Below are 12999 nucleotides of genomic sequence, written 5' to 3'. Positions count from 1 at the left end.
AAAAAAGCGCATGTTTTTTACAATTTTGTGTCGTCAATCGCATGTAGCCACGCTTCAATTTCTGTAATGACACTTTTCACACAACCTTCAGCAAATGGTGATGTTAAATTTGCAACTTCTACTAATTCCAAGAATGATTTACTTCCACCTTGTTGGCACAGATTTACATAATCTTCCCAGGCTTCTTGTCTATTATCTCTTGCACGTTTCCAAAATTGCAGTGCGCAAATTTGTGCTAACGTGTAGTCAATATAGTAAAACGGTGAGCTATAAATATGCCCTTGACGTTGCCAGAATCCACCGCGCTCTAAATAATCATTATCTTCATAATCACGATGTGGTAAATACTTTTTCTCTATATTACGCCATGCTGTCTTACGCTCTTCTGGTGATGCTTCTGGATTTTCATATACATAATGTTGATATTCATCGACAGATACACCGTATGGTAAAAACAGAAGTGCTGAACTTAAGTGAGAGAAATAATATTTATCTGCATCTTCTTCAAAGAATGACTTCATCCATGGCCATGTAAAAAATTCCATACTCATAGAATGAATTTCACATGCTTCATACGTTGGCCAATTGTATTCTGGAATTTCAAACTTACGGCTTTCATATACTTGGAAAGCATGACCAGCTTCATGTGTTAATACATCAATGTCGCCAGATGTTCCGTTGAAGTTTGAGAAAATAAATGGCGCTTTATAATTCTCAATATATGTACAATATCCGCCACCAGCTTTTCCTTTTTTCGCAACTAAATCTAATAAATCATTATCTAGCATGAAATTGAAAAATTCATCCGTTTCAGCCGATAACTCTTTATACATCGTTTTCCCATGATTAACAATCCAATCCGCATCTCCTTTTGGAGTTGGATTACCAGTAGCAAACTCAAAGTTTTCGTCGTAATACGCTAACTTCTCTACACCGATACGTGCTTGTTGTCGTTTTCTTAATTCCGTTGTAACTGGAACGATATAATCAAGTACTTGCTGACGATAATTCGCCACCATTTCCGCATTATAATCTGTACGGTACATCCTTGCATATCCAAGTTCAACAAAGTTTTTGAACCCTAAAGATTTGGCGATTTTCGTTCTCACTTTAACGAGCTCGTCATAAATACGATCTAACTCTTCCTCATTCTCAGCTAAAAATCCGTAATATGCTTCACTTGCTACTTTACGTTCACTTCTTTCTTTCCCTTGCATAAATGGAATAAGCTGTGATAACGTTCTTTCTTCTCCTGCAAAGTCAATTTTCGCAGATGCTAATAACTGCGTATATTGTGAAGACAATTTATTCTCTAATTGTAAATCTTTCACCACTTCATCAGAATATGTTTTCAAATCACACTCCGCTAAAGCAAATAATTGCTTTCCATAATATGCTTCTAATTCTTCACGGAATGGAGAATGAATTAACGCATGATAATACTTTGTACCATATCCTTGTACAACTGGAGAGAATTCATCAAAGAAATCTTGCTCTTCCTTATAAAAAACATCTGTCGTATCAACAGAATGACGAATATAACAAAGGTTCCCCATTGTACCGAAGTCGTTGCGAATTTCGTTAATTGAATTGATGACTTGTTTTTGTTCTTCTACCGTTTTGGCGTTATCAAATTTCTCTAACGCAACAGTAAACTTCTCTTTTAATTCTTCAATATTTGGCCGTTTATATTCATAGTCTTTAAATGACATGAACGAGCCTCCTCTCCATTATGTGCATCCTTACTATAATTCAATGCTTACTTGCAAATCTCCTCTTATTCTTCAGCAAAATACGGCAGATGCTGTCATAATTATATGTAAACAAAAAAGCTTTGGATTTCATCATCCAAAGCTCCTTTGGAACATACTATTACTTTTCATACTTTCCAATCTTTTTTAATAGATCAAGTAATTCATCCTTTTCTTCTTTCGTTAACATTTCAAAAGACTGATGTATAACTTGCTCATGCCCTGGAAAAATAGAAGCAATAAATTTCTCTCCAGACTCAGTTAATTGTGCATAAATAACACGTCTGTCATTCGGGCACGGAATTCTCTTTACTAGTCCCTTTTTCTCTAGCTTATCTACAACATATGTAATGCTGCCACTAGCTATTAAAATGCGCTCACCAATTTGCTGAAGTGGTTGACCGCCTTTATGATATAGCAGTTCTAATACAGCAAATTCAGTTGGATTTAACCCGTTACTTTGTATAGATTTATTTGTAGTATCCATAACAGAACGATGTACACGAGATAATGCAATAAATACTTTTAGAGATTGAGAAATATCTTCTCGTTCATTATTTGATGTCATACAACTTTCAACCCTTCACTTAAATTCTCAGTAATAAAAAGAAAAAACAGCTTAGTACTTCATGTAAATTCCGAATGAGTATTCACTCATTCATTTCCTCTCCCCAAATATATTATGAATGATTCTTGAATAAAAACATGACAATTTTAACATAGTTTATATATAATGATAATAAAAAAGAAGGAGTACCAAATTTGAAAGTCAAATTCCACAGTATAGTTTTATATATATTGCTTGTTATCCTACCAACGATAGGGATTGGCGCTACATTTTATTCATATCATTCATATAAAATGAAGCAGGAAAACAAACTATCTGCTCACACGGTTCTCTTTTTATATAGAGACTATTTAGATCATCACCTTGGTGAAGCAATTTCCGCATTAGAAATGCTCTCAAAGGTCGTAGGAACCGAGACTGGAAATATAAATGGTGTGAAACAAATTGTACATGATACAGATGGAAACGATGCACGTTTTTCTGGTCTATATTACGCTACACCAAAAGGTATCATTACAGTCGCATCCGAAGGCGACCGACCACCTGTTGATGTCTCAGATCGTAAATATATTCAAGACGCGTTACAGACGAAGAAAACAACTGTATCATCAGTCATTACAGATCGTGTTCTTGGACATCAAGCTATTATGATTGCTTCTCCCATTTTCAATAAACAGAAAGAGCTATCAGGCTTATTGTTAGCAAGTTTACGCTTTGACTACATTTCAGCATCTTTAAATGCCATTAAGCCACAATACCACTTTGAGGTAACTGATAAATATGATGTAGTTTTTCTAACCGATGACAATAACGAAACAAGTGATGCACATTCTAATATGCTTACTACCCCTCTCCAAAGATTAAATTGGAAGGTCTCTGTTTCTCCATTGCCTATCCATCAAAAAACATTATATCAGTGGGTTTCAATAGAGTGTATAGCTACTTTATTTTTAATGTCTATTTTATTTTTACTTGCTCAATATATGTTGTTAAAACGTCAAACAAAACTGGAAAGACAACAAAATGAACTACAAAAAATTGAATTGGTTGGCACTTTTGCAGCTAGTACAGCCCACGAAATCCGTAATCCCCTTACCGGAATTAAAGGACTCGTCGCTCTATTAAAAGAGAAATATAAAGATGAACAAGACCAGTTCTATTTTTCCGTCATCGAACAAGAAATAGAACGGATTAATGAAATTGTAAGCGAATTTCTTATTCTTGGAAAGCCAACTGCAATCATTGAACAAACATATGATGTGAGAAACATTCTAAATGAGGTAGCATTAATTATTCAATCTGAGGCGAATCTACATAACATTGTATTCCATTTACATTTACCAGACCATCCTGTTCATATCCGTTGCTCAAAAGACCATATGAAACAAGTGGTTTTAAACATTACAAAAAATGCAATTGAAGCCATGACTTCTGGTGACACACTAACTATTTCCGTAACAAACAATGAAACACACGCACAATTGCAAATTAAAGATACTGGAAAAGGAATTCCAAAACATATTCAAAAACACCTCTTTCATCCGTTCTTTACTAATAAAGATACTGGAACAGGTCTTGGACTTGTCATATGTAAACGAATTGTAGAGATGTACAATGGGTATATTTTTATCGACAGTATAGAAAACGAAGGAACGACAGTTCATATCGAAATTCCGTTACACTTAGTATAATTATCCTTCTCCCAAAAGGGTAATTATACTTATTTCATAAAACCCGCCACAAGCATTCGCCAAAAATTACTCGATTTCCCTTCATACCCAATTTGAAAAATAGGTACTTTTATAATCGATAACCATTTTGGTGTTTGTTTTTCTTTATAACACTGGTACTGTAAAATAAGCTTGTCCAATTCTTGACTCACTTGAATCGTCTCCATACTATTTAACCCACTCGTTAAACCTAATTGAATCATTTCTTCACGTTTCATATGAATATCACGTGAAAGCTTTTCTAATGTGTACTTCCTTTTTACAGTAAACATTCATATCCCCCTTATTATACTTCCATGCTCTCTACTTCACTTCTCCATCGGCCTTTTAACTACTTAATCATATTTGAATTTGAAGAATCAGAAAATTTAACATTTTCTCCCTGTAATTTACAAATCTTTACCCTCACTTTGAGAATTATTACAAATTATTCTATCTTTGTAAATACATTCGCAATAATAGACATTTTTTTCATCTTCTTTTTTTACAAATACCAATTAAATAGCGGATTCTCTATTTTCCATATACTTTTCTTCGACATTTTTTGTTTAATTTATATAAAAACGCAAAACATAATGATGATTGATAAAGTGAAATTTAATCATTGGGGATTTTGTTCATTCCTCACCGCTCGCAAATAGCGGGATAAAATAGAAAGGAAATATTCATATGCGCAAATATACGATTGCATTGCTTATATTTACTATGTTCTTACCAGCCTTCTTATTTCCTGTTCAAGCAAAGGCCCATACAAACAAAGTCGCTATTGTCATTGATGACTTCGGTAATAATATGAAGGGGACTGATAAAATGTTATCACTTCCTATTCCACTGACTGTTGCCGTTATGCCTTTTCTCCCTTCCACAAAGGAAGATGCGATAGCGGCTCATAAGAAAGGGCACGAAGTTATTATACATATGCCTATGGAACCTATTAAAGGTAAAAAAGAATGGCTTGGACCAAAAGCAATTACAACGGATTTAAGCGACGAAGAAATAAATAACCGACTCGAACAAGCGATTCAAGAAGTACCACATGCAATTGGGATGAACAATCATATGGGATCAAAAGTGACCGCGGACGAAAGAATTGTAAGGCTTATACTTGCAGCTTGTAAAAAACACGGTTTATTTTATTTAGATAGCAAAACAAATCCTAAAAGTGTTGTCCCAAAAATCGGGAAAGAATTAGGAGTGCCTATTATTGAAAACCAATTATTTTTTGATGATGTTTATACAGCGGCACATATTTCAAAACAAGCCCAATTACTCATTAAAAAACTTCAAGAGAAACCAATTATGGTAGCTATCGGACACGTTGGACCTCCAGGTGAAATTACATCACGTGTTATAGAGTCTTCTATTCCTAGCATTCGTGAACATGCAGATTTTATTTTTTTATCTGATTTAGCATTATCTCCGCCTCCCGTTTCAAAATAAGATTCATTACTCACACTAAAAAAGGTACCAATCTGCATATAGCAAATTGGTACCTTTCCTTTCCATCTTAAATATAATCTACATGACTCACCCTGAACCCTTTTTTCTCTATTTTTTCGATTAATTGCTTTAATCTTTTTTCATTTAACTCATCTGCTATATTTACGATAACACGGCGAATATATTGATCACCGTTATCTAGCGTAAATAGTCCACCGATATTAAATGCTTTCAACAATGTCCCAAGTTCTTTAATCGTTCCCTTACAATCTTGTGTTGCAATTGTTAATATATAACCACCCGTCCGCATACCGAATGAATCTTCAATAACATCAAATATATTGGAATGCGTTAAGATACCGACAAATTCATTATATTCATTTAGCACAGCTAAAAATGGAAGTCGACGAATAACATAAAATGCTCTAAAAAAAGAATCCTTTTCAAAAATAAATGCAGAGCAATCTTCCAGCATATGTTCCGTACTTAATTTCTCTAATCCGCTTTCACACTTCTTTTCTAAAAGATCTACTTTATAAATAATCCCGATGAATTTCTTTTCATCTTCTGCTAATACAGGGATTGCTCGAAATCCCGTTTCATTCATAATATGCAAAGCCTCTTCACCTGAATCGTTTATTTTGCAAAATGTTACTTGCTGTTTTGGCAGAAAATGATATTTAACTCGCAAAATATGTTCCTCCTTACATGTCAACATGTAATCTATATATAATAAGGAGACCTATATTTTATGAGTGAAATTATTTTTAAAACGCTTTCATTTATTTGTTGACTTGTAACGACATCACAAACATTTTATATAACAGAGCTCTTTGCACCTTTTATCATTAACAACTTTACATGGTAGTTCATTAAATATTCTATACCCTCTAGCCATTTTTTCGCTTCTTCTGGAGTTTTCCCCCACACAATCATGCCATAATTATGAACAAGAACTACTCCTCCACCTTCAATAAAATTCGGTACATTATTTTCTAATAAATCAGCGAATTTTTTCTCATCTTCTACAATTGGAATTGTCATTTCTGTTATACCTTCTTTTCCAAAAACACGTTCCACGCTACGTTTATCGAATGTTACTTCCCTTTCTTCTCCATATAACTCTGATATTAAATGGCTATCTACAGTCTGCACTTGTAAAATACATTCTGCACTACTTTTTTTATAAATATCCGCATGCATAAACGATTCTGCAGCTGGTTTTTCTTCATTTTCAAATACTGGCTCACACATACAATTAACAACAATAAAGTCTTCTTCCGAAAATAACCCTTTATCTCTTCCCTCAACGTTTACTAAAAAAGTTAACGGCTCTTTTGACGTACAGAGTGATAAACTAATTTTTGTACCATAAAACCAATCACGAAGTGCCAATTCAGATTTCACATCTTTTAATTCATTCCATTTCTTTAGAAAAAATAACATTTCGTCACCCCCGGCATAATATTTATATAATGTTCGAATCCTTTCTATGTAAAAGGAGTATTTTTTGATTATTCTAAAAATTTAATTGAATTATCACATGAGAATGCTTTTTTGTCAATATAGTTTCATAGCTCTTCTTTAAAATGGGCCATTCATATGTCTATACTCCTGTCTATTGCCTATTTCATTTTATACATAAAAAATACGTTATTCTTTTTAAATCAAAGAATAACGTATTTTCTCATCTTTTATTTCATTATTGCATTATATAAAAACTGTGCATATTGTTCACGTGTTACGAAATCATCACCTAAAAAGTTTCCTTTTCCATCACCTTTTGATATATTATTATCCGCTAACGCTTTCACATATCCTTCTGCCCAATGACCAGTCGGTACATCTGTAAAGTTCACTTTATTATTTCCAGCTTCTTTTAACTGAAATACTTTATACAGTACTACAGACATTTCGTATCGAGTTAATACTCCATCTGGACGAAATTCCTTAGTTCCATCTCCTTGCATAATTCCAGCTTGCGCAACTGTAGCAATTTCATGCTCAAACATATGCCCTTTCGTATCTGTAAATCTCTCTTTCTGTTCTACTTTATTTTCTAATTTCAAGTACCTTTGTACTAAAGACGCAACTTGTCCACGAGTAATACTATCCCCGAATCCGAATTGTCCATTTCCATATCCCTTGAAAATATTTTCTTTCGCTAAATACGTAATCGCTTCTTCTGACCAATGTCCTTTTGGTACATCTTTAAATGTTACTACTTCTACTTTTTCATCTTCTTTAGAAGTATTATCCCCTTTACCTTCTACCACATTTTGAATTACCGATCCTGTAAAGAAGATTCCTGTATCCGCAAATGGATCTTTCACTCCAAATTCATATACTTTCTCACCTGGTGTACTCCATTTCACTACACCATGACTATACGTACCACCATCACTCTTCAGACGGATTTTTGTAGATACCTCTCCGTCTTTTTCGTATATAGGTACTTTTACTTCTTTATTTACTTCTGTATCCTCTAGAAAGACCTTTTGGTTTTGAACATTAATATAAGCTTTCTTACTTAGTTCTATTACTGGTCTAACATCGCGGATTTCATTTGCAACAAAACTTAAATATACTAACTTATTCAACTTACTAACTGGCGTTAAGTCTGAAATATAATTTGCTTCTAAATCAAGTTTTTGTAAGTTTATTAGATTTGATAATGGCGTAATATTCTTTAACTCATTATTAGGTAAATCTAATTCTGTAAGTTGAGTCATTTTAGCAAGTGGTGTCACATCTTCTATTTGATTTTTCCCGATAAATAATTTATTTAATTGATTCATTTGATCAATACCCGATAAATCTTTAACTTTATTACGCGTTAATACTAAGTCCTTTAAAGGTAATGAATATAACGGTTTAATATCTTCAATTTGATTACCTGCTAAAGTTAAGTATGTTACATTTTTCAACGCGCTTAATGGAGCAACGTTCGTAATTTTATTATTTGCTAAATTCAAGTAACCTAGTTGTTCCATTTTCGATAATGCTGTTACATCTTCTATTTGGTTTCCTGATAGATATAAACTTTTTACATTTTTCATTTCAACTAATGGTGCAACGTTTGTAATTTTATTATTACTTAAATCAAGAGATTCTAAATTATCCATCTTTACAAGTGGCGTTACATCTGAAAATTCATTACCACGTAAAGCTAAATGATTTAGTTGCTTTAAGTTCGCAAAGAACGACGGATCTGTTATCTTCGCATTCGCAACTGTTAAAGATTTTAAATTTGGCATATATTTCAATGCACTATAATCAAGAATCTCATTCGTATTTAAAAACAAGTCCTTTACTTGTAATAACTCTTCTTTCGTAATTGGTGTATTTAAATCTTTTCTATTAAATACTTTTTTATTAACAAGTTCTCTTAATTTGTTATCTGTTATCATATTTTGATTATCAACTGGATTGTCCGTTTCCGTATTGCCTGAATTAGAGTTATCATCTGGTTTCTCTGCTTCTTTGTCACCTACAGTTGGATCTTTAATTTCAAATTGAACTTGATATTTGTGATCGTATCCAATGGCCGGAATAAGTATATGCATTTGCATATTGTGCTTCTTCTCAAACTCGCCAATTTCAAATTGAACTACTTTCGTTCCATTTTTCCTCTTATCTTCTGACAAAACTTTCACATCATGAAATACACCTGGTTGGTTTTTATCTTCTATTCTAAGATATTGAAAATAATCGCTATCTTGTATTGTTACAGTAACAATTTTTTTCCCGTCTGCAATCGCTACTTTAGGATCTTTTATATATTGAGAAACCATAGATGGCTCGTCTTTTTGGTCCTTATATATTTTAATCTCAGTATCGTATGTACGTTCACTAGCTGCTACGACCGATTGATTTGCTTCAACTTTTAGTGCTGCTAATGTTGGAGTAGAGTATGCAGCAAATGGAATTGCTAATGTTGTTGCTACTACTAACGCTTTCATATATTTTTTTTTCAAAATAATATCCCCTATCATATATAAATTTACAATTGATAACACTTATCAATTATCTACAAATAAATGATAATGAATATCATTATCATTGTCAATGAGAATATTACATTAAATTTATATTTCCAAAGAAAAAAATAAAAAGGCCCTTTATTCAGAGGCCCTTTTTACCTATCGTATGAAGAATTTCACTTTTTTCTTTTTCATTAATAAAACCAATTTTTTGCAAAATATTTGCATACAATACAAGTTTATTATATATCCGTTCTGACATACTTTCCCCTTCTTTCCTTCGACCAACTTTTTTTGTATTGGTAAATTATATGAAAGAGATGAGAAAATGTGTCCACTTTTTGCATAAATCCAAATCTTTTACCCCACTTTTTGCGGACAGTAAAACTCCTACCTCAAAATCAGGTGGGAGTTCCATTTATTTAGCAAATTGTCCATTGAATATTATGCCTTTTGACTTCCTCTTCAAAACTATAGGGCATTTTCTTATCACAAATTACATGTTGAATACGCGAAAACGCTGCTATTCGGTAATTTCCTTTTACCCCTACTTTTGTATGATCACATAAAATATATGTTTTCTCTGCTAATTTCAACATCGCTTCTGACAGCTTTGCCTTTTCTAATTCAAAACTAGAAACCCCAAAACCAGGTAACAATCCATCAATCGACACGAATGCTTTATGAAAATGAAATTGCTGGATTACTTGCTGCGAAATAGATCCTGACACACGTGAATGCTTTGGAGATATTTTTCCACCAATAAATAAAACCTCACCATGAAACATCTTTTTATTAATAGAAGAAATTAATTGTGTGGCTACTGGAAATGAACTTGTTACAATCGTTAAATTTTTACGATGAACAAGATATGGCACCATTTGAAGTGGTGTACTTCCGTCATCAATCGCAATCACATCTCCATCTTCCACAAACGTTGCCGCTTTATATCCAATTCTCTTCTTCTCTTCTATATGCAGCATCTCTCGTTCTAACATTGGTGCCTCTATTCCAGCTCCCGGAAGTTGGACGGCTCCCCCATACACTTTCTTCAACTTCTTTTCACGATCCAATTCTTCTAAATAACGGCGAATTGTCTCTGTCGATACAGCAAACTCTCTCGCTAACTCTGAAACTTTTACTTTCCCTTTAAACTCTACCTTCTCAAGAATGGTTCGCTTTCTTTCTTCACCTACTACAGACATAGCCTCACCCCATTGATTTCTACCGCATAAACTACCTTACTTATACAAAGTTATAACTTTCTTTTTCAGTAAAAACTTCTTCATGAATATGAATACTACGCTTTACTAGCTCATCAAAAATAATTTGTGTATTTACAAAAGCTTCCTCAGGTGTCACAACCCCAACTTTCTTTACATTCCCTTTTGCGATTAACTCTGTAGCAATCCCAAATGGAATACCTACGTTTCTCGTATAAGCTCTTAATTTTTCCCATCCTACAACAGATCCATCAGATAACGGGTGTGTATGATATAATACGTGCCTTTGTTTCTCATTATTTTTCATACCTATTACTTCTACATGAAGTGCATAACCGTAAATTTCTGTTTCTTGTCCCTCTTGCGATTGTAATAAATACTTCGAAATACAATCCATAATGCCGATTTCTTCCCCATTTATTTCAACTTGATCATTACGCAATATACCGTAATCATATAACGCACGTACGAGCTGCATATTTTGCTTTGGCCAAGTCCCTCTCGTCTCTATCAGTTTGACGCCTTTATTTTTCAATGCTTTTGCTAACGTAATCGTTTCAGAATGCGGGATTATATACTGCGTTGCCTTACCATAAGGCGCCGGTAATTCTATTTCTCTCGGACGCGCAAACGGAGGTACTTGCTTAAACTCACCATCTTCATACACTGTACGCGATGGTAAATGTGGATCATATTCATATGTCGTTGTTTCTGTAATTGATGCAGAAAAAGCAATCGGACGATACGAACCGTGACTGACACGAACTGATTCTACAGTATCTAGCTGATTTGCTGCATGCATTGCCATCATTTGCGTTACACCTGGCGTCATACCAAAACCAGGTAAACATGTTTTTCCGTTTTTAACAAATATAGAATGCGCGTCATTTTCTTCACCAAATCCATTCAAATTCACACCGTGACAACCTGCTTCTGCAATACATCGAGTTGACAAACCATTTAGCTTTATCGTCGTGCCATCCATTACAATGTCATAGCCCTTCATTTTTGCAACCGTATCCTCATGATTCGTTACATCTACTTTCACAAAATCAACGCGAGGATCGTTGAGCCATTCTACTACTTTCAGGCCCTCTTCTTCATTAAAATCAGCTACTGTAATCGTCTCAAAAGATGAAAATTGCACTAAATCTAAAATTGCTTCACGACAAATTTTACCTGCTCCACCTAAGCAAAATACTTTCACCCTATAACAACTCCTTTAGCAATACTATCAACTAAACGATCGATATCTGCCTCATGTACATCACCGATATTTCCAATACGGAATGTATCTACTTTTGAAATTTTACCTGGATAAATGACAAATCCATCACGCTTTAATTCATTGTATAATTGCCCAAAATCAAACCACTCTTCTGGATAAATGAAAGATGTAATAATAGGCGATTGATATTTTTCATCTACTAGTGACTTAAATCCGATTTCTCTCATTCTATTCACTAATAGTTTTTGATTGTTATAATATCGATTGTAACGCGCTTTTACTCCGCCCTCTTTTTCTAATTCAAGTAGTGCTTGATAAAAAGCGTGTACAACATGTGTAGGTGACGTAAAACGCCATTTTCCATTTTGATTTTCCATCGTCTCCCACTGATCGTATAAATCTAATGATAATGAACGTGCCTGCCCTTTACATTTCAACAATTCATCGCGCTTTGCAATAACAAAGCCAAACCCAGGAACCCCTTGAATGCATTTATTCGCACTACTAATTAGAAAGTCAATTTGCAACTCAGCGATATCTATTTCAATACCACCAAAACTACTCATTGCATCAACTAGTGTTACTTTTCCATATTGCTTCCCTAATTTACATACATCTACAATTGGATTGATAATACCTGTTGTTGTTTCACAATGAACAACTGCAATATGTGTAATCTCTTTATCTTGTTGTAATATTTTTTCTACTTCTGCAATATTAGTAGGCTCCCATTCTTCCGTTTGACTAACGACCACATCTATATGTAACATCTCTGCCATTTGTACAATTCGCTTACCGTACGCACCATTTGTACAAACAAGCAACTTTCCATTTTTAGGAATAACAGAACCAATTACCGCTTCAACTGAAAACGTACCGCTTCCTTGCATGAGAACAGTCGTATATTTCTCCTCTTCTTTCGTTGCTAACGATACAAGTTTAGCTCTTACATCTTGCACCATCGTGTTATATTCAGCATCCCACGTACACCAATCGTATAACATAACTTCTTTTACCGTTTTTGTTGTCGTTAATGGTCCTGGTGTTAATAATAAGTAGTGATTTTCAGTCATGAT

General features: G+C 33.9%; 11 protein-coding genes. 2 read left to right on the top strand and 9 right to left on the bottom strand.

The features are described from left to right. Nucleotides 1-17: 17 nt before the first annotated feature. Both MR113_RS06100 and MR113_RS06095 read right to left on the bottom strand, forming a co-directional pair. Nucleotides 18-1712: a M3 family oligoendopeptidase gene (locus tag MR113_RS06100; RefSeq protein ID WP_242252365.1), complete on the bottom strand. Its 1695-nt coding sequence runs from the start codon at nucleotides 1710-1712 to the stop codon at nucleotides 18-20. 160 nt (nucleotides 1713-1872) lie between these two features. After that, on the bottom strand, nucleotides 1873-2319 hold the full coding sequence (locus MR113_RS06095) for a MarR family winged helix-turn-helix transcriptional regulator (RefSeq protein WP_242252362.1): 447 nt from the start codon (nucleotides 2317-2319) through the stop codon (nucleotides 1873-1875). Nucleotides 2320-2513: 194 nt separating this feature from the next. Here MR113_RS06095 and MR113_RS06090 point away from each other — a divergent pair, with 194 nt between their 5' ends. Then, entirely contained in the window at nucleotides 2514-4010 is a 1497-nt protein-coding gene (locus MR113_RS06090; RefSeq protein ID WP_242252352.1) for a DUF3149 domain-containing protein, read from the top strand. Nucleotides 4011-4039: 29 nt separating this feature from the next. Here MR113_RS06090 and MR113_RS06085 read toward each other — a convergent pair whose 3' ends face one another. Next, on the bottom strand, nucleotides 4040-4321 hold the full coding sequence (locus MR113_RS06085) for an aspartyl-phosphate phosphatase Spo0E family protein (protein ID WP_000495532.1): 282 nt from the start codon (nucleotides 4319-4321) through the stop codon (nucleotides 4040-4042). A gap of 397 nt (nucleotides 4322-4718) precedes the next feature. Between MR113_RS06085 and MR113_RS06080 the strand changes: the two genes are divergently transcribed. Then, complete coding sequence (locus MR113_RS06080; protein ID WP_242252350.1) at nucleotides 4719-5489, top strand: divergent polysaccharide deacetylase family protein; 771 nt, start codon at nucleotides 4719-4721, stop codon at nucleotides 5487-5489. Nucleotides 5490-5556: 67 nt separating this feature from the next. Here the strand turns inward: MR113_RS06080 and cbpA are convergent, their stop codons facing one another. The 6 genes from cbpA to phnW all read right to left on the bottom strand — a co-directional run bounded on the left by cbpA (nucleotide 5557) and on the right by phnW (nucleotide 12996). Then, nucleotides 5557-6180, bottom strand: coding sequence for a cyclic di-AMP binding protein CbpA (gene cbpA, locus MR113_RS06075; RefSeq protein ID WP_242252347.1), 624 nt, complete (start codon nucleotides 6178-6180; stop codon nucleotides 5557-5559). 125 nt (nucleotides 6181-6305) lie between these two features. Next, nucleotides 6306-6935 carry a class II aldolase/adducin family protein gene (locus MR113_RS06070; protein WP_242252345.1) on the bottom strand — a complete coding sequence of 210 codons (630 nt, stop codon included), beginning with the start codon at nucleotides 6933-6935 and terminating at the stop codon, nucleotides 6306-6308. 248 nt (nucleotides 6936-7183) lie between these two features. After that, nucleotides 7184-9466, bottom strand: a complete 2283-nt coding sequence (locus MR113_RS06065) for an NEAT domain-containing leucine-rich repeat protein (protein ID WP_242252334.1) — start codon at nucleotides 9464-9466, stop codon at nucleotides 7184-7186. A gap of 428 nt (nucleotides 9467-9894) precedes the next feature. Further along, nucleotides 9895-10677, bottom strand: a complete 783-nt coding sequence (locus tag MR113_RS06060; protein WP_242252332.1) for a DeoR/GlpR family DNA-binding transcription regulator — start codon at nucleotides 10675-10677, stop codon at nucleotides 9895-9897. A gap of 40 nt (nucleotides 10678-10717) precedes the next feature. Continuing rightward, nucleotides 10718-11902, bottom strand: a complete 1185-nt coding sequence (locus MR113_RS06055; RefSeq protein ID WP_242252330.1) for a saccharopine dehydrogenase family protein — start codon at nucleotides 11900-11902, stop codon at nucleotides 10718-10720. Beyond that, nucleotides 11899-12996, bottom strand: coding sequence for a 2-aminoethylphosphonate--pyruvate transaminase (phnW, locus tag MR113_RS06050; RefSeq protein WP_242252327.1), 1098 nt, complete (start codon nucleotides 12994-12996; stop codon nucleotides 11899-11901). The genes MR113_RS06055 and phnW overlap by 4 nt, the downstream gene beginning before the upstream one ends. Nucleotides 12997-12999 lie beyond the last annotated feature (3 nt).

Origin of the sequence: Bacillus cereus group sp. BfR-BA-01379, from assembly GCF_022663605.1 — a bacterium.
Taxonomy (GTDB): domain Bacteria; phylum Bacillota; class Bacilli; order Bacillales; family Bacillaceae_G; genus Bacillus_A; species Bacillus_A mobilis.
The sequence above is the reverse complement of the archived record's forward strand: the minus strand, read 5'-3'. Positions and strand labels throughout refer to the sequence as shown.